The sequence below is a fragment of the Herminiimonas sp. NPDC097707 genome (genome assembly GCF_044761395.1).
GTDB lineage: Bacteria > Pseudomonadota > Gammaproteobacteria > Burkholderiales > Burkholderiaceae_D > Oxalicibacterium.
In genome coordinates this window covers 602579-619676 of record NZ_JBIWCI010000001.1, presented here as the reverse complement: position 1 = coordinate 619676, position 17098 = coordinate 602579, and the positions used below count along the sequence as shown (strand labels likewise).

Here is a 17098-nt window from a genome sequence, read left to right as displayed (position 1 = left end):
TTTCCTTAGCACGCAACATCGGCCGCATTCCTCTCCTATCGTCTAATCTCCATTAGCAACGGGCGCCATGAAAAAAAGCGTATTTACCCTGCGACGTTCTATCGTACTAGTGGTGGTAATTGCTTTATTCGTTCCGGCTGCTCTGGTTAATGGCTATGGCTGGCTAAAAACCTACGATATCGAAATCAAGAACCGTAGCGCCAGGCTGGCAGATGAAACCGCAGCAGCACTGGTCAGCGGTATGAGCGAGGCCTTGTGGAGTTTCAGGCACGAAGATGCGCTTGCTCTAGCCGACGGCGCGATCTGGCGTAACGACGATATTGTCCGTATTGAGGTGCGTGACAACAAGCGCGCTCTGTTTGCTACCAGCGAACGCCGTGAGCCTCGTTCCGGTTTTATTGCCAGCTCCGACACCAGTCTTGTTCATCAAGGACAGGTTATCGGTTCGCTCAGGATGGAAATTGCTAGCACACGGCTGCGGCAAACCATGATGCAAGATCTGGCCCGACAAATACTGCTGCTGGCGCTGCAAATCGGTTTATCCGCTCTGCTGATTCTGTTCTTTTTTGAACGCCGCCTGATACGCCCGCTGCAAAGCCTGCATACCGATGCAACACATCTGCTCGAACACCAGCTCGAGCAGCCGCTCGCCTTGCAACATCGCGATGAAATCGGCCTGCTCTCGCAAAAGCTTGAGCCGATACGTCTGCGTTTGCGCAATCTGCTGGGCGACGTACCGCATGACAATACTATCGAGGCCGAACAGAATGCACGCGCCAGAATGGAGTTGCATGAACATGCAGCACACCTTCGCGCACTGATAGCCCACAGTCCGATCGCAATCATCGAATGGGACAAGAAATATCAGGTCGTCGAATGGAATGCCGCAGCCGAACGCATATTCGGCTACCGCCGGGATCTTGCAATGGGCAGAAATATTCGTTTCCTCAGCCCGCTCGACCAACGCCATCTAATCGAAGGCATTGTCCAGCAAGCCAGATTCCATGCGGGCGCGCCCATCGGGCAGGAAAATTTAACCGCTGATGGACGCATCATTAGCTGCCAGTGGCGCTATTCGCATATAGATGAAGATGACGGCAATACCGGCCGCCTGTTATCGATGGCGGAAGATATTACGGAACAACGTCATGCTGCAGAAGCGCTGCGTCTGTCGGAAGCGAAATTCGCCGGCGCCTTCCGCAACAATCCAGAGCCGATTTCCATTGCACGTTACCCCGATGGCACATTTGTCGAAGTCAATGCCGCGTTTGAAAACATTCTCGGTTTTGCACGCGATGAATGGCTGGGAAAAAACGGCTTGCGCTTGCACATCTGGGTATATGCAGAGGAACGTACAGAATTATTCCAGCTGCTGGAGCGCGATAAAAAGGTGGAAAATTTCGCCTGGAGCATGCGCAACAAGACTGGTGAAATCCGCCACTGCCTGCTCAATGCCACGCTGTTCTCCATAGCCGACGAAATGTACATGCTGGCCGTCATGCGCGACGTCACCAGCCAGAAGCTGCTGGAGGAGCAGAAAATGGAAGCCGATCATGCGCTGCTGCGGCTGGCACAAGGCACGCAGAGCATCGCCGGCGAACCCTTCTTTGAATTGCTGGTCAATGATCTGGCGGGCGCACTGCGTACCGATTGCGCACTGATAGCGGTGCGCTCCAGTACCGACCCGCAGCGTATTCTGACACTGGCATCGCATATGCATGGCGAAATCGTCGACAACTTCGAGTGTGCAATACCCGGCACTCCCTATGGATATACGCTGGATAGCGGCCTCTGCGTTTTTGCCCATGATGTACAGAACATGTTTGCGCAAAACACCTCTCTGATCAAACGCGGCTGGGACAGCTACTCTGGTGCACCGCTGCACGATGCCAACGGCCTTGCCATAGGCGTACTGGCCGTGATGCATTCCAAGCCGCTGCGCAACCCGGACCTCGTCAAATCGCTGCTGCAGGTGTTCAGCGAGCGTGCCTCGGCAGAACTTGAACGCAAGCGTGCAGAAGAAGAATTGCGGCTCAGTGAGCAGCGTTTCGCGACTATTTTCCATTCCACGCCGGTGCCCATGTTTGTCACGCAACTCAGCAACGATAGTGTGATCAAGGACGTCAATGCAGCGTTTGAACAATTATTCAAACGCACGCGGCAGTCGGTACTCGGCAAGAACACTCTGGATCTCGCCATGTATTGCAATCCCGCCGATCGCGACGCCCTGCTGAGCAATCTGCAAAGTACCGGCAGCCTGAAACAGCTCGCTGAGTTATGGATGTACCGCGGTGACCAGAGCAAGATACTGATCCAGTTTTCCGGCCATGTTTTTTTGCTGGAAGGCGAACAATTCGGCATTCTGGCGTGTCAGGACGTGACGGAAAAACGCCTGATTGAAAATGAAATTCTGGAGTTCAATGCGACCCTGGAAGACCGCGTCATCGAACGTACGGAAGAATTGCAGCAAGCCAACCAGGAACTGGAAACCACGCTGGAAGCATTGAATCTGGCGCATGAAGAATTGGTCAACAATGAAAAGCTGGCTGCATTGGGCGCGCTGGTGGCCGGCATTTCGCACGAATTGAACACGCCCATCGGCAACAGCCTGATGGTGGCCAGCGCCCTCAGCGACCAGACGGCCAGGCTGACCGAAAATTACCGCGACAGCAAGGGCATCAAGCGCTCAAGCCTGGAAACCTACATCAGCGATGTCGACAAGGCGGGCGATATTCTGGTGCGCAACCTGCATCGCGCTGCCGATCTGGTCCACAGTTTCAAGCAGGTCGCCATCGATCAAACCAGTTCGCAAAGACGAACTTTTTCGCTGGAAGAAGTCATCAGCGAAATCCTGCTGACGCTTTGGCCACTGATACGTAAAACACCATTTACCGTCGAGCAAAGCATTCCGGAAGATCTGGTTTTTGACAGTTATCCCGGCCCGCTGGGTCAGGTGCTGAACAATCTGATTAATAATGCCCTGTTACACGGTTTTGAAGGAAGAAATCAGGGTTCGGTCGTCATTGCTGCGCGCAACAGCGCCGAAGGCTGGGTGGAGCTGACGATCAAGGATGATGGCGTCGGCATTCCAGTCAGTAACCTGAACCGGATTTTCGATCCGTTTTTCACCACCAAGCTGGGTGAAGGCGGTTCCGGTCTGGGCTTGAATATCACGCACAACATCGTCAGCGGCATACTCGGGGGCCGCGTCCGCGTGCAAAGCGCAGTGGGCACCGGCACTACTTTCATCCTGACCCTGCCGCTGGCCGCGCCGCAACGCAGCCACGATGATGAAGCCTTGCACCCGCTGGCATGAAATCCCGGGCACCTCTGTTTAATCTATAGACTGGCCGGGTTTTATCCACGCCAGGAAACGATGCAGGAATTCCGGCACCGCAGCAAAGATAGAGGCGGTGACCAGCGCATTCAATATCGCAGTAAACAGAAACAATTGCGGAATACTCAAACCCGCATTCAACAACACCATCGCCAGCAATGCCGCTGCCACCATGAACAAGGCGTTCAGGATATTCATGCCGGCTATCGTGCGCGACATATGCTTGGGATCGCAGCGTGTCTGGACCAGGGCAAACAGCGGCACAATATACACGCCGCCAAACGCGCCTATCAGCAGGCAATCCAGCAGGATACGGATGCTGCCGGGCTGCTGCAGGAAGCCTGCGATATCGACCAGATGCGGATTGACATAGGCCGTGCTGGAAAGAAAAAGATCAATGCCGAATATCGACAGGCCGATCGCTCCCAAAGGCACCAGCCCGATTTCAACCTTGTGCCGGGAGAGCCGTTCGCACAGCAGCGAACCGGTGCCGATTCCAAGTGAAAATATCGTCAGCAGCAGCACGAATATGCTGTGATCGCCATGCAGCGTCTGCTTCGCATACATGGGAAATTGTGCCAGCACGATCGCGCCGTAAAACCAGAACCAGGAATTCGCCAGCATCGCCATGAACACCGGGCGATTTTGTCCTGAAAAACGGATATTGCGTACCGATTCGGTGAGCAGATTCCAGTTGATTTTCAATTCAGGAGCAGGAGCAGGAGAAACAGGAATCGCACGACTCGCCAGCCAGCCAGCCACTGCAATTGCAATCGTGGTGCCGGCCACCAGTTCTATGCCCCACGGTTTGTGCAGCACCAGCACTGCTCCCAGCACTTCGCCCAGCAAGATGCCCACGAAGGTTCCCATCTCTACCAAACCGTTACCGCCCACCAGCTCATCAGGCGCCAGTTTTTGCGGCAGATACGCATATTTGACCGGTCCAAACAGGGCCGAATGCAAACCCATGCCTGCCACTGCGGCAATCAGCAGCCATAAATCGTGCCGGAACCAGCCCACGGCGGCCAGCAGCATGATGGCAATTTCGAGTAGCTTGATATAACGAACCAGGCCGGATTTTTCAAACTTGTCTGCCAGTTGTCCGGCAATGGCAGAAAACAGCACGAAAGGCAGAATGAATAATCCAGGGATCAGATTATTCAAAAATCCTCTATCCATCGTCGTCCAGTCCAATGCCTCAAACGTCAGAACCGTCAGGAGCGCCGTCTTGAAAACATTGTCGTTGAATGCGCCGAAAAACTGGGCCCAGAAAAAAGGGGCGAAACGGCCTTGTGTGAGCAAGGTAAATTGACTGGGCTTGTGCATGAAAAAATTTGAGCGCTCAAAGAGGTAGACGCATGCCGTCTGGCAAATGCGCCGGATTCAGAATCAGGGGATTGTAAGGTATTGCAGCGGGAACAAAGAAAAGCCGTCCGTGCATTCATGAATACACGGACGGCTGCATAGAATTTTATCCGTCCGGTTTAACCGTCTTGTTCGCTGGCCAGGGCGGGAGAACTCTGAATATACGATTTCAGCATTTTATTCTCAAAACTTTGCGCTTCCAGCACCGCCTTCGCAACGTCATAAAACGAAATCACGCCGGCCAGAATTTTGCCATCCAGCACAGGCACGTAACGCGCATGTTTTTCCAGCATCATGCGGCGCACCTCATTGATCTCGGCATCGCAGGAAATCGTGATCGGGCTCTTGTTCATATGCTGCCGAACGCTGCCATTCCCTATCGCACCTCCCTGTTCATGGATGGTTGCCATGACTTCACGGAAAGAAAGCATGCCGATCAGATCGCCTTTTTCCATCACGACCAGCGAGCCTATATCCTTTTCGGCCATGACATTGACTGCATCCAGCATCGGGCTGTCCGGTGTCACAGTGAAGAGAATATTTCCTTTTACCTTGAGTATTTCGGAGACTTTCATGTGACGGCCCTCCCAACATTATGGTTGTACTGCGGTACGCTTCCAATGTAGCGCAAGCGCTGCAAAAAATCTACTCCATCATCCGAATAGATGCACTGCCATAGGACAACACGGGAGCACAAAAATTCCGCGATGGCGGTTTTATCCAGGCAGATGCAAACTTGCATCTTGCTCAAACGAGGTCTACTCTGAAAGAACAAGTGGAAGGAGACCATCATGAGCGTCATCGCACACAAGACCGAGCAATCGTTTGCCGAGTTCTATACCCATTATCTGAGCGACCATGGAAATCGCCATTCGCGCCAGCTGCATTTCTTCGGTTCAACGCTTTCCATACTGTGCCTGGCCATTCTGGCCCTCACTGGCAATGCATGGTGGTTATTGGCAGCCGTGCTGGCGTTCTACGGTTGCGCGTGGATAGGGCATGTCAAGTTCGAGAAGAACCTGCCATTGTTCAAACAACCGGTCTACTCATTCATGGCTGCATGGCTGATGTACTGGCAGATGCTGAGCGGCCAGATCTCGTTTTAGGCTGACTCACTGAAATATTCGGACAGCGAGAGCGTCAGTCCCTGCTCAACCGCAACTTCGACTTTCTTGGCCAATATCTCATTGCTGCTGGCATCGAAGACAAACAGTCGGTATACATCCGCCAGTGTTAATTGCTGCGGATTGGCCAGCAAAGCCCAGCGATCGAGACCGTCGGTAATGCGCTTGCCCCATTGCATACGCTTGGGCTGCTCATTCTTGATGCGCCCTACCCAGCCTGCATCCAGCATTTTTTCCAGCAAAATTTCCGACTCATCAAAACCAAGGCGGGTTTTTTCACGAAACTGCCTGGTATCGACCGTAGCACGCGCACCCACGGTGCGTGACTCATGCAATACCGCCAGCAATGCCATCGCATCGACGAAGGCGCTACCCGGTTGCGGCACATGCCACCATCGTTCATATTTCACGATCGGCAGTGCGGCCGTCACCACCGCTCCACCCAGCGTAATCAGCCAGCCCAGATATATCCACACCAGAAAAATAGGAAAAGCCGCGACCGCTCCGTACACCACCGTATAGGTCGGCACCTGGACGATGAAAATCGCAAACAGGCGTTTGACCACTTCAAAGGCTATCGCCGCCAGCAAACCGCCGCACAAGGCATCGCGCCATTCGACGAAGCGATTCGGCACCACCATGTACAAGGACGTAAACGCCACTGTCGTCAACAGAATCGAAATCGACGAATACAGCACGCCGCCGAAAAACGGGATGTTGCGCACTGCGCCATTGGTCGAAGTAAACAAATATGAAGTCAACGTCATCGAGGCGCCTATCAATAGCGGCCCCAAAGTCACAATTGCCCAGTAAATCAGGATGCGCTGCATGATCGGGCGCTTGGTCTTGGCGCGCCAGATCTGGTTGAAGACGCGATCTATCATCAGCATCATCATCACCGCCGTCACGATCAGCGCCACCGCACCGACTGCCGACAGGCGCGTGGCCTTGGTCGAAAACTGCGTCAGATAACCGAGTATCGTGTTGGCGATCCCCTTCGGCATCAGGTTCTGCACGAAGTAGACTTCCAGCGAGGCGCGAAAGGTATTGAAAAGCGGAAAAGTGGTAAAGATCGCCAGCGCGATCGTCAGTATCGGCACCAGTGCCAATACACTAGTGAAGGTCAGGCTGCCGGCGACTTGCGGCAATCGTTCTTCATCCAGCCGGCGCGCTGCAAAACGGATCAGATTGCGCAGCTGCGCCCATGACAGTTCACGAAAAAGAAGAGGTTTGGCTAATTTCATGCAGAACGTATCGACAGGTTCATCGCCTGAAAAATGCATATCGGCTATGGCTATCGGATATGGGGATGCTTATAAAGCATCCTATAATACCAAGCATGAACTCATCCACGCTCCCTATTCTCGTTTTGTATTATTCGCGGCACGGCTCTACGCGCAAACTGGCTGAATTGATCGGCCAGGGCATAGATAGTGTAGCCGGTTGCGAAGCACGCCTGCGCACCGTGCCGGCGGTTTCCACCGTGACCGAAGCCACCGCCCCGGACATCCCGACGGAAGGCGCTCCTTACGTGGAACTGCGCGACCTGGAAGAATGCGCCGCGCTCGCGCTGGGTTCGCCTACGCGTTTCGGCAATATGGCAGCGCCGATGAAATATTTTTGGGATGGCACTTCGTCGCACTGGCTGTCCGGCACGCTGGCCGGCAAACCGGCTTGCGTGTTTACTTCCACCGGAAGTCTGCACGGCGGGCAGGAAACAACCTTGTTGTCGATGATGCTGCCTTTGCTGCATCACGGCATGCTGCTGCTCGGCATTCCGTATACGCAAGCTGAACTGATGACCACCAGCTCCGGCGGCACGCCTTACGGCGCCTCGCACTGGTCCGGCGTCAGCGGCACGCAGGCAATCTCTGCGGATACGCGTGCACTGGCAATCGCACTGGGCCAGCGGCTGGCGCAAACTGCCATCAAATTACGGAACGCCTGATGCAGACGCAAAGCCAGAAAATCATACACCTGGGAGCAGTCTGCAGTCTGATTGCACTCATCGTCCTGTGTATAGCCTGGGAATGGTTGCTGGCTCCCGTGCGTCCCGGCGGTTCATGGCTGGTGCTGAAAGTCATTCCCCTACTGATTCCCTTGCGCGGCATCCTGAAGCGCGATCTCTACACGATGCAATGGTCGTCGATGCTGATCCTTCTGTACTTCGCCGAAGGCATAGTACGCGGCATGAGCGACAGCGGCTTGTCCGCCACGCTGGGCTGGATAGAAGTCGCGCTAGTGCTGGGCTTCTTCATCTGCGTGATTGCCTATCTGCGCCCGTACAAGAAAGCCGCCAAAGCACTAGCCAAAAAGGCGCTGCAAAAGGCTGCTGAATGAAAGAGTTTCTCGATGCATGTCGCCACGCCATCGGCGCGCAATATGTATTGACCGCAGCAGATGAAACCGCGGCCTATCTCACCGACTGGCGTCGCCGTTTTACCGGCAGCGCGTTTGCGGTAGTGAAACCGGCCTGCACCGAAGAAGTTGCCGCCATTGTCTGCCTTTGCCATCAATTCAATGTGCCTATCGTGCCGCAAGGCGGCAATACCGGGCTGGTACTGGGCAGCATTCCCGATGCCAGCAACACCGCCATCGTTCTGTCGCTCACACGTCTGAACCGGATACGCGTCATCGATACGGTCAACAATACGATGACAGTAGAGTCCGGTTGCATCCTGCAAAACATTCAGCAGGCAGCCGCCGATGCAGGCCGCTTATTCCCGCTCTCACTGGCTTCGGAAGGCAGTTGCACGATAGGCGGCAATCTTTCTTCCAATGCAGGCGGCACTGCCGTTCTGCGTTACGGCAATGCACGCGAACTGTGCCTCGGGCTGGAAGTCGTTACACCGCAAGGCGAGCTGTGGAACGGTTTGCGCGGCTTGCGCAAGGACAATACCGGTTACGATTTGCGCGATCTGTACATAGGTGCAGAAGGTACGCTCGGCATCATCACCGCCGCCGTACTCAAACTCTCCCCGCCACCCAAGGCGCAACGTACTGCGCTGGCCGCTTTGCGCAGCTCTGATGACGCCTTGCGTCTGTTGACGCTGGCGCAGATGCGCTGCAGCTCGGCACTGACAGGTTTCGAGTTGATGTCGGCGTTCTGCCTGACGCTGGTCGGCAGGCATTTTCCGCAGATGCAGCTGTCGTTCAAGGAGCAGCATGCACAATACGTATTGCTGGAACTGTCCGATAGCGAATCGGAAGCACACGCGAATACGCTGCTGGAAGAATTGATAGGCGACGCTTTGCAACAGGACATCGTGCAGGATGCCATCGTGGCCAGCTCGCTGGCACAATCCGCTGCGCTATGGGATATACGCGAACACATCCCGCTGGCACAGGCTGCCGAAGGCAAAAACATCAAGCACGATGTATCGCTGCCTATCTCCGTCATCGGCGACTTCATCCGCAGCACCGATGCCTTGCTGCAGCAGGCATTTCCCGGCGTACGCATGGTGATCTTCGGCCATCTGGGCGATGGCAATCTGCATTACAACGTCGCGCACCCGGAACAGCAAACCGATGCCGCTTTCATCGCACAGCAAACTGCCGTCAATCGGGTTGTGCATGATAGTGTGCACAGTTTCGGTGGTTCGATTTCTGCCGAACATGGCATAGGCGCGCTGAAACACGAAGAAATTCTGCGTTACAAATCCACAGTCGAGATGCAGCTAATGCGTACCATCAAGCAGGCGCTCGATCCGCAGAACATCATGAATCCGGGCAAGCTGCTTACATAAATCAGACCATCAACCAACCGCGAGACTGCCATGCCATCTACGCTGCTGTTTTTTGTGCTTCTTGTGTCACTCACCTTTTCCAGTTCTGCACTGGCCATCTACAAATGCGAATCCGGCGACCAGACCGTCTACAGCGATACGCCCTGCCACAACGGCAAAACAGAACGCATGCAGGAAATCGCGGTAAGCGCACCTGCGACCGATGCCGCTCTTGCACAAAAACAGGCGCAGCAAGACAAACAGGAACTACAGCGCCTGCAACAACGGCGTCAAAAACAAGAGAAGGTAGACGCACGCCAGCAGGAAAAAAGAAACAAGGCCTCTGCCGCGAAAAAACAGAAATGCGCAGAGTCGGCACAGCGCGTCAAATGGGCCAGCGAAGATGCAGCCAGCGCATCCGGAAAAACTGCCGAACGCGCCAGGCAAAAAGCACGGCGCGCAACAGAAAAACATCAGCTGACTTGCGGCCAGACCTGAGTCCTCCACCCTGCTTTTCAACAAAGCTGGCGGAAATTTGATGCATGTCAAACTCCCGTCACATACGCTTGTTACGATACGCCCGTGCTCTCAAAAAGAGCCGTTTTTAGCGCTACACCCACGGCGCTACTACCGGCGCTGGCGGTCGGGAAACATACCAGCACCAATTACCAAAGCCTGCCTCGTGCAGGCTTTTTCATGCCCTGCGTAAAGACTGTATTTACATCTATCGAAATTCATTGGATTTAATATCAAAATTAAGCATTTTTATTGTTGCATTAAAAATGCTATAAATGTCGTGCAGTCAATTCATATGCAATGAGTACCGAATAACGGTATTGAAATTGCGCTTATCCACCAAGGAGGCCTTATGCAAATCAATGAAGAATTCAAAGTCCAGAATGCCGCCGGCAAACCTCTCATCATGCTCAAAATTTCCAAGGGGATCAGCTATCTAGATTTCGGCTTCGCACATATGCCACGCGATTTTGAAGGCTATATGGTGAAGCATACAGATGAGATTGCGCTGCCGCAAAGCGATGGCAGTTTCAAACTGAAAGATAGCCAAGAAATTTTCAAGCGCGTTTAAACGACTCTTATTGATGTTCAACGTGCCGGGCCGGCTTCGGCCCGGCACGTTCATTTTCACTTTAATTTTTTCCTGCTCCGCTACCCTGCCTTAATCCAGTACATTTGCCCTGCAGCTAAATCACCATATTTGCCGTGCTGAAAAGATGCCCGCGCACATATAGCTTTTTCCTATGAGGAAAACAGAAAATACAAACAACATCAATGAACCTTCGATGATAGTATTTAAACGGTGTCGCATCATCTGTGCCGACTTTGTTCACTTACATTTCTAGAGGGACGTATGTCAAAGAAAAAACTTACCACCATTGGTGGCGCACCTGTTCCAGACAACCAGAACGTCCTGACTGCCGGCCCGCGCGGACCGCAACTGTTGCAGGATGTCTGGTTTCTTGAAAAACTGGCGCACTTCGATCGGGAAGTCATTCCTGAACGGCGCATGCATGCAAAAGGTTCTGCCGCATACGGCACCTTCACCGTCACGCATGACATTACAAAGTATACGAAGGCAAAAATTTTCTCGCAGGTTGGCAAGAAAACCGAGATGTTTACCCGCTTTTCCACCGTCGCCGGCGAACGTGGTGCAGCCGATGCTGAACGCGATATTCGCGGCTTTGCAATGAAGTTTTACACCGAAGAAGGCAACTGGGATCTGGTCGGCAACAACACGCCGGTATTCTTCTTCCGCGATCCACTGAAATTCCCCGATCTCAATCACGCCGTCAAACGCGATCCGCGCACCAATCTGCGCAGCGCAAAAAACAATTGGGATTTTTGGAGCTCGCTGCCGGAAGCACTGCATCAAGTCACTATTGTCATGAGCGACCGCGGTATTCCTGCGTCCTACCGTCACATGCACGGTTTCGGCTCGCATACCTTCAGCTTTATCAATGCAAAGAATGAGCGTTTCTGGGTGAAATTCCATTTCCGCACTCACCAGGGCATCAAGAACCTGAGCGATGCGGAAGCAGCTGCTGTCGTCGGTAACGATCGCGAAAGCTTCCAGCGCGATTTGTATGAAAGCATCGAGAAAAAAGACTTTCCGCGCTGGACCATGTCGATCCAAATCATGCCGGAAAAAGATGCCGAGAAAGTACCTTATCATCCATTCGATCTCACCAAGGTATGGCCTAAGGGCGACTACCCATTAATCGAAGTCGGCGTGTTTGAACTCAACCGCAATCCGGACAATTATTTCGCCGAAGTCGAACAGGCTGCATTCAACCCGGCCAATGTGGTGCCAGGCATCAGCTTTTCACCTGACAAAATGTTGCAGGGCCGACTGTTCTCTTACGGCGATGCGCAACGTTACCGGCTCGGCGTCAATCATTACCAGATCCCGGTCAACACACCGAAGTGTCCGTTCCATTCCTCCCATCGCGATGGTGCGATGCGCGTGGATGGCAATCATGGCAGCACCCTGCATTACGAGCCGAATAGCTACAACGAGTGGCAGGAGCAACCAGATTTCCGTGAGCCGCCATTGGCAATCAATGGCGCTGCGGATCACTTCAACTTCCGTGAAGATGACGACGATTACTACTCGCAACCGCGCGCACTGTTCAAGCTGATGACGCCGGCACAGCAACAAGTATTGTTCGACAATACCGGTCGTGCGATGGGTGATGCACCGGTCGAAATCAAGCAAAGGCATGTCGACAATTGCACCAAATGCGATCCTGCATATGGCGCTGGCGTGAAGAAAGCCCTCGGACTTTAATTTGTATTTATTGAGTCATTAGGCAAAAAAATAGCCGGGAGAAATCCCGGCTATTTTTATTTCAGCAATGACTTCTTACTGAGGTTCTTAAACGACTTTCAGAGTAATGCTAGGCAATTTTTCGATATAACCTTCCATCACATCGCCCCGTACTACCGGGCCGACATTTTCCGGCGTGCCCGAATAAATAATGTCGCCTGGTTTCAACTCGAATGCTTTCGACAAGTTGCTGATCTGCTCGGCTACGGACCAGATCATCTTGTTCAAATCCGAGCTTTGCTTGACCTGACCGTTCACCTTGAGCCAGATTTTTCCTTGTGTAAAGTTGCCGATGCTGGCAACAGGATGCAAGGGACCGATAGGCGCCGACATGTCGAAGCTCTTGCCGATTTCCCACGGCTTCTCTTCCTTCTTCATCGCCGCCTGCAAATCGCGGCGCGTCATATCCAGGCCAACCGCGTAACCGAAGACATGTTGCAAGGCTGTTTCAACGGGAATGTTTTTACCGCCCTTGCTGATCGCTGCGACCAGCTCGATTTCGTAGTGGTAATTTTTCGTCAGCGTCGGGTAAGGATGATCCACCGTCTTGCCTGGCGCGATATATTGAATCGAGTCACTCGGCTTTTGGAAAAAGAAAGGCGGTTCGCGTGTCGGATCCGAACCCATTTCGCGCGCATGCGCCGCGTAATTGCGACCTATGCAGTAAATACGGCGTACGGGAAAACGTTCATTGCTGCCAACGATAGGGATCGATGGCTGTGCTACTGAAAAAAGTGCCTTGTCGCCAGTACCTTCGCCACGCGATGTGGCACAACCACTGACCGCTCCTAGTGTCATCAAGCCGGCGGCCTGCAACATCCCACGTCTACTGATTTCAGCCATGTTGTCTCCTTGTCTATTTTTTTAGATATGGCAAGCGGCAGACGCATCAAGCTGCAATGCGTCTGTCACTTGCCATGTATACAAATATATACTGAATATATGCAAGAAGTGCATATATAAAAAGAGAATTGCAATATGCGGCTTGCGAGCATGCTGCAAGCAATGAGTTTGCAAATTTGTATTTGCAAATAAAAAATGGAACGATGCAATATCGTTCCATTTTCATCAGACCCCGTTTTCAGGTACTAGCGGTTCTGCATCAATACGACGCCAGCACATTGATGAAAAATCCGCGACTGCGATAAGACAAATCAGTCAGATCATCCGAGTAGTTGGTGAAGTTGTAGCCAACACCTGCATTGATCCCTTTGTCGACGTGACGATAACTGCACTTGTACATAGCGCGCCATTTCGCCCCCAAACAACATAGAGGGCAATCTTTGAAGTTACATCGAGAGTTCCAGATCTTCAGTAATCGATTTGACGCCTGCTCTTGCGCATCGGTCATCAGCATCGCCATTCGGCGCGCCAGAGACGCCAATCGCACCGTATAAAGTACCGCCGGCTTCGATCATGAGGCCGCCGCCGATGGCGAGTACACGATCAATCTGACGGATCCCGCTGGACGGTTTTCCAGCCTGGGTCGCTTCCGCCAGTTGCGTTGTATTTGACTTGAAACTGGCTGCGCTCCAGGCCTTGTCCAAAGCAGCGCCCGGCGTGTGCATACCGGCCAATCGATCGCGCAACATGACCTGCGCCTGGCCGGTGCGATCAACTACCGCAACGGCGACCTGAAAACCTTCTTCACGACATTTTTTCAACGCCGCTTGCGCAGCTTTCAATGCCGTCTCGGGTGTCATCAGTTTGATTGTGTAGCTGGCGTCTTCGGCATGTGCATGTGCAGACATGCCCATGATCAGTAAAGTGATTGCAATGATTTTATTCATGGATGCGGACCTTTCTTGTTATCCGGCTTCTCCGCCAGCTTCCTGGCCGACTCGGCAAATGCATTGTCTAGATAGCCGCCATACAAGCCTGCAATATCGCCACCCACTATAGGTGCGGTGAGCAGCTCTCCATGCGCATCCATAAACAGTACGGTTGGCGCAGCATATACGTTGAAGCGCTTTGCCACATCACGCTGCGTTGTCAGGCGACGATCGAAATCCTTCACCTCTTTCAGACTCGTCATGTCTACCTCGCGAATGACAGGACGATTCTTGACGACGTGATTACGCAGCAAAGGAGCAAGATAGTTTTGCCGCACCACTTTGCAGTAAGAACAATCCGGCATCGAGAAGAAGAGAATGAGAGGCTTTTTTTCAAGCCTGGCTCTCTCTCCGTCACGTCCCAGATCGGCCAATGGCGGTACCACGCCCGGCTTTATTTCTGCCCCTTGCGCGTGACCGGCCATCAGACCCGTGCCCGAAAGTATGTACACAATCAGGCAAAACGATTGCAGCGCCTTATACATGACAGACATCCTGAAAGGGTTTTAAGAACGAATCAGCACCCGTCCGCATGCTTCAGAATTTCGGAAAGTACATCTTGCTTTTCTCAAGCTTGAAACTCCAGGGCAGGCCGGAATTTTTCCATCCGTTGACTGCCCGTTCGCCAGCGCGTGGTCCATCCTTGGCGACATCACCCTCGAAGCCGTCCACTACCGTATACACCTTGGTGTAGCCGAGATCAGCTAACAAATTGGCGGCACGCGCACTGCGATCGCCGGAACGGCAAATCAGGATGACCGTGTCGTCCTTGCCCATGCCCGCCTGTTCCATGCGACGCGCCAGTTCAGGAGCGAAATCACTATTGACGTCCAATTTAAATCGCGCGTTTTTATCGTCCCACGGAGCGTCGTACGGATGTTCTACATATGGAATATTTGCATCGACCGGTGTCGCCATGCCGACATACGACACTTCTCCTCGTGTACGCACATCGACAAAATAGGCTTTTGCGCCCAACTGGCTTTTCAATGTATTGGCTTCGACCGCATCCAGATACTTGCCGGCTTTGGATTGTTTCGCCGCCGGTACCTTGGCCGCATCAAAAGCAAACGCCGGCAGGCACACGAGGCAACAGGCAATCAGGGAAAGGATTTTTTTCATATTATTTTTTGCCCGTTCAGGGAGCAATACCCGGATTGCCATCCATGCCTATGATGCGCGGTGTGTTGAGCTTGCGTGGCGTGACAGTCTTATTGGTGCGCAACCACTGCGCAACAACATCCCATACCGGTTCGCCGCTTGCACCCTCGGCAACCGGCGCCCATCCGGCGACCTTGTAGGTTTTACTCGCATCGATCAGTTTGCCATCCAGGCGCATATTCTGGATACGAGCCCCCATTTTTTCTTTTGGTGCAATCGTGTACGACATGCCACCAACGCGCACCATGTCACCACCCTGCTGGTAATACGGATCTGGATTGAACAGATTGTCGGCTACATCTTCGAGAATGGTCTTGATTGTCTCGCCACTCATGTCCGACAGCGTAGTGTAGGAATACGTAGTTGCCGTCTGATCCATCAGATGCTCCATCAGGATAGGACTGTCCGGCAACAGCGAAGTGCCCCAGCGGAAACCTGGGGAGAAAGCGATGTCTGCACCTTTAACATCCATCAGGGCATCGACGATCAATTGGTCGAAGGTGCCGTTGAAATTGCCACGGCGGTACAAGGTACCTTCCGTCATCGCGAGTTTTTCATTGAGTTTGGATTCATACGGCGCACGTATCTTCGTGATCAGTGCATCCATATTCTTGTCGGCCGGCAGAAAATTGGAGAACACCGGCAACAAACGATATTTATAACCTTGTATCTTGCCACCACGCACATCGAAATCGAGCACGCCGAGGAATTTGCTATTACTTCCTGCGTTGGTCACCAACGTCTTGCCGCCAGGATTAGAAACAATCACCGGAGCCGGTATACCGTCATGCGTGTGGCCGCCCATAATTGCATCGATGCCGCGCACGCGCGACGCCATCTTGAGATCGACGTCCATGCCGTTATGCGACAGCACGACGACAACCTTGGCACCTTTACTGCGCGCCTCGTCCACCATTGCCTGCATGTTTTCTTCCTGAATGCCGAAACTCCATTCAGGCACCAGGTAACGTGGATTGGCGATGGGCGTATACGGGAATGCCTGACCGATAATCGCAATCTGTACACCGTTCATTTCTTTCAGAACGTAGGGCGGAAATACCGGATCGCCAAAATCGGTGGTCTTGATATTCTGCGCAACAAAATCGACCTTGCCCTTGAAATCCTTCTCGACGATTTCCTTCACGCGCTTGTCGCCCAGCGTCATTTCCCAATGAGCCGTCATCACATCGACGCCGAGTTCCAGACAGGCATCGACCATGTCCTGACCATTGGTCCACAACGCGGTCGCCGAACCTTGCCAGGTATCGCCGCCGTCCAGCAGTAAAGCACCGGGGCGGCCGGCCTTCATGCGCTTAACCAATGTGGAAAGATGTGCGAAGCCGCCTACCTTGCCATAGGTTTGTGCCGCTTTTTCGAAATTCAGATAGGAGAATGCATACGCTTCCGGCGTATTCGGTTTGAGACCGACTTGTTTGAGTAATTTTTCACCGACCAGATGCGGCATGCGGCCGATGGCGTCGCCGATGCCAAGATTGACATTCGGTTCGCGGAAATAGATCGGCTTCAATTGCGCGTGGCAATCGGTGAAGTGTAGTAAATGGACATTACCGAAGCGTGGTACGTCGTAGAGCTTGGCTGCAGACGGTGCTGCCAATGCGCCCTTTGCGTCGAGCAGCATACCGCCCGCAGCAGCAATACCCATGACCTGAATAAATTCGCGACGATTCAAACCCATATTGTTCCTCTGA

General features: G+C 53.2%; 16 protein-coding genes and 1 pseudogene. 8 read left to right on the top strand and 9 right to left on the bottom strand.

The window, feature by feature from the left end; genetic code table 11:
* Nucleotides 1-67: 67 nt before the first annotated feature.
* Nucleotides 68-3316: a PAS domain S-box protein gene (locus tag ACIQW9_RS02935; protein WP_402332731.1), complete on the top strand. Its 3249-nt coding sequence runs from the start codon at nt 68-70 to the stop codon at nt 3314-3316.
* Nucleotides 3317-3358: 42 nt separating this feature from the next.
* Here the strand turns inward: ACIQW9_RS02935 and ACIQW9_RS02930 are convergent.
* Together ACIQW9_RS02930 and ACIQW9_RS02925 are read right to left on the bottom strand one after the other, a co-directional pair.
* A pseudogene (locus ACIQW9_RS02930) lies at nt 3359-4663 on the bottom strand (MFS transporter); the annotation flags it as partial.
* A gap of 158 nt (nt 4664-4821) precedes the next feature.
* On the bottom strand, nt 4822-5277 hold the full coding sequence (locus tag ACIQW9_RS02925) for a CBS domain-containing protein (protein ID WP_402332729.1): 456 nt from the start codon (nt 5275-5277) through the stop codon (nt 4822-4824).
* 216 nt (nt 5278-5493) lie between these two features.
* Between ACIQW9_RS02925 and ACIQW9_RS02920 the strand changes: the two genes are divergently transcribed.
* Nucleotides 5494-5808 carry an Mpo1-like protein gene (locus ACIQW9_RS02920; protein WP_402332727.1) on the top strand — a complete coding sequence of 105 codons (315 nt, stop codon included), beginning with the start codon at nt 5494-5496 and terminating at the stop codon, nt 5806-5808.
* Here the strand turns inward: ACIQW9_RS02920 and ACIQW9_RS02915 are convergent.
* Complete coding sequence (locus tag ACIQW9_RS02915; protein ID WP_402332724.1) at nt 5805-7070, bottom strand: YihY family inner membrane protein; 1266 nt, start codon at nt 7068-7070, stop codon at nt 5805-5807. The two genes, ACIQW9_RS02920 and ACIQW9_RS02915, sit on opposite strands and share 4 nt — an antisense overlap.
* 95 nt (nt 7071-7165) lie before the next feature.
* On the opposite strand from ACIQW9_RS02915, the gene wrbA reads away from it, so the two are divergent.
* The 6 genes from wrbA (at nt 7166) to ACIQW9_RS02885 (ending at nt 12357) form a co-directional block, all read left to right on the top strand.
* Complete coding sequence (gene wrbA, locus ACIQW9_RS02910; RefSeq protein ID WP_402332722.1) at nt 7166-7774, top strand: NAD(P)H:quinone oxidoreductase; 609 nt, start codon at nt 7166-7168, stop codon at nt 7772-7774.
* Entirely contained in the window at nt 7774-8166 is a 393-nt protein-coding gene (locus tag ACIQW9_RS02905) for a DUF2069 domain-containing protein (protein WP_011870716.1), read from the top strand. Before wrbA ends, ACIQW9_RS02905 begins: the two co-directional genes overlap by 1 nt.
* Nucleotides 8163-9572, top strand: a complete 1410-nt coding sequence (locus ACIQW9_RS02900; protein WP_402332720.1) for an FAD-binding oxidoreductase — start codon at nt 8163-8165, stop codon at nt 9570-9572. The genes ACIQW9_RS02905 and ACIQW9_RS02900 overlap by 4 nt, the downstream gene beginning before the upstream one ends.
* A 30-nt stretch (nt 9573-9602) precedes the next feature.
* A complete protein-coding gene (locus ACIQW9_RS02895) occupies nt 9603-10049 on the top strand; it encodes a hypothetical protein (RefSeq protein WP_402332717.1) in 447 nt (148 codons plus the stop codon).
* 370 nt (nt 10050-10419) lie between these two features.
* Nucleotides 10420-10638, top strand: a complete 219-nt coding sequence (locus ACIQW9_RS02890; RefSeq protein WP_402332714.1) for a hypothetical protein — start codon at nt 10420-10422, stop codon at nt 10636-10638.
* Nucleotides 10639-10920: 282 nt separating this feature from the next.
* The gene (locus ACIQW9_RS02885; RefSeq protein WP_402332711.1) at nt 10921-12357 is read left to right on the top strand and encodes a catalase; all 1437 of its coding nucleotides are present in this window, start codon (nt 10921-10923) and stop codon (nt 12355-12357) included.
* 87 nt (nt 12358-12444) lie between these two features.
* Here ACIQW9_RS02885 and ACIQW9_RS02880 read toward each other — a convergent pair whose 3' ends face one another.
* The 6 genes from ACIQW9_RS02880 to soxB form a co-directional block, all read right to left on the bottom strand.
* The gene (locus ACIQW9_RS02880; RefSeq protein WP_402332710.1) at nt 12445-13239 is read right to left on the bottom strand and encodes a fumarylacetoacetate hydrolase family protein; all 795 of its coding nucleotides are present in this window, start codon (nt 13237-13239) and stop codon (nt 12445-12447) included.
* A 259-nt stretch (nt 13240-13498) separates the two neighbouring features.
* Nucleotides 13499-13639 carry a hypothetical protein gene (locus tag ACIQW9_RS02875; RefSeq protein ID WP_402332707.1) on the bottom strand — a complete coding sequence of 47 codons (141 nt, stop codon included), beginning with the start codon at nt 13637-13639 and terminating at the stop codon, nt 13499-13501.
* Nucleotides 13640-13685: 46 nt separating this feature from the next.
* A complete protein-coding gene (locus tag ACIQW9_RS02870; protein ID WP_402332704.1) occupies nt 13686-14186 on the bottom strand; it encodes a heme-binding protein in 501 nt (166 codons plus the stop codon).
* The gene (locus tag ACIQW9_RS02865; RefSeq protein WP_402332702.1) at nt 14183-14713 is read right to left on the bottom strand and encodes a thioredoxin family protein; all 531 of its coding nucleotides are present in this window, start codon (nt 14711-14713) and stop codon (nt 14183-14185) included. The genes ACIQW9_RS02870 and ACIQW9_RS02865 overlap by 4 nt, the downstream gene beginning before the upstream one ends.
* A 52-nt stretch (nt 14714-14765) precedes the next feature.
* On the bottom strand, nt 14766-15350 hold the full coding sequence (locus ACIQW9_RS02860) for a rhodanese-like domain-containing protein (protein ID WP_402332699.1): 585 nt from the start codon (nt 15348-15350) through the stop codon (nt 14766-14768).
* Nucleotides 15351-15366: 16 nt separating this feature from the next.
* Nucleotides 15367-17085 carry a thiosulfohydrolase SoxB gene (gene soxB / locus ACIQW9_RS02855; protein ID WP_402332696.1) on the bottom strand — a complete coding sequence of 573 codons (1719 nt, stop codon included), beginning with the start codon at nt 17083-17085 and terminating at the stop codon, nt 15367-15369.
* Nucleotides 17086-17098: the final 13 nt, after the last annotated feature.

Coding starts and splice junctions, on each gene's coding strand:
- ACIQW9_RS02895 (WP_402332717.1), top strand. CDS start 9,603: ATGCCATCTACGCTGCTGTTTTTTGTGCTTCTTGTGTCACTCACCTTT.
- ACIQW9_RS02865 (WP_402332702.1), bottom strand. CDS start 14,713: ATGTATAAGGCGCTGCAATCGTTTTGCCTGATTGTGTACATACTTTCG.
- ACIQW9_RS02875 (WP_402332707.1), bottom strand. CDS start 13,639: ATGTACAAGTGCAGTTATCGTCACGTCGACAAAGGGATCAATGCAGGT.
- ACIQW9_RS02890 (WP_402332714.1), top strand. CDS start 10,420: ATGCAAATCAATGAAGAATTCAAAGTCCAGAATGCCGCCGGCAAACCT.
- ACIQW9_RS02920 (WP_402332727.1), top strand. CDS start 5,494: ATGAGCGTCATCGCACACAAGACCGAGCAATCGTTTGCCGAGTTCTAT.
- ACIQW9_RS02870 (WP_402332704.1), bottom strand. CDS start 14,186: ATGAATAAAATCATTGCAATCACTTTACTGATCATGGGCATGTCTGCA.
- ACIQW9_RS02935 (WP_402332731.1), top strand. CDS start 68: ATGAAAAAAAGCGTATTTACCCTGCGACGTTCTATCGTACTAGTGGTG.
- wrbA (WP_402332722.1), top strand. CDS start 7,166: ATGAACTCATCCACGCTCCCTATTCTCGTTTTGTATTATTCGCGGCAC.
- ACIQW9_RS02900 (WP_402332720.1), top strand. CDS start 8,163: ATGAAAGAGTTTCTCGATGCATGTCGCCACGCCATCGGCGCGCAATAT.
- ACIQW9_RS02860 (WP_402332699.1), bottom strand. CDS start 15,350: ATGAAAAAAATCCTTTCCCTGATTGCCTGTTGCCTCGTGTGCCTGCCG.
- ACIQW9_RS02915 (WP_402332724.1), bottom strand. CDS start 7,070: ATGAAATTAGCCAAACCTCTTCTTTTTCGTGAACTGTCATGGGCGCAG.
- ACIQW9_RS02925 (WP_402332729.1), bottom strand. CDS start 5,277: ATGAAAGTCTCCGAAATACTCAAGGTAAAAGGAAATATTCTCTTCACT.
- ACIQW9_RS02880 (WP_402332710.1), bottom strand. CDS start 13,239: ATGGCTGAAATCAGTAGACGTGGGATGTTGCAGGCCGCCGGCTTGATG.
- ACIQW9_RS02905 (WP_011870716.1), top strand. CDS start 7,774: ATGCAGACGCAAAGCCAGAAAATCATACACCTGGGAGCAGTCTGCAGT.
- ACIQW9_RS02885 (WP_402332711.1), top strand. CDS start 10,921: ATGTCAAAGAAAAAACTTACCACCATTGGTGGCGCACCTGTTCCAGAC.
- soxB (WP_402332696.1), bottom strand. CDS start 17,085: ATGGGTTTGAATCGTCGCGAATTTATTCAGGTCATGGGTATTGCTGCT.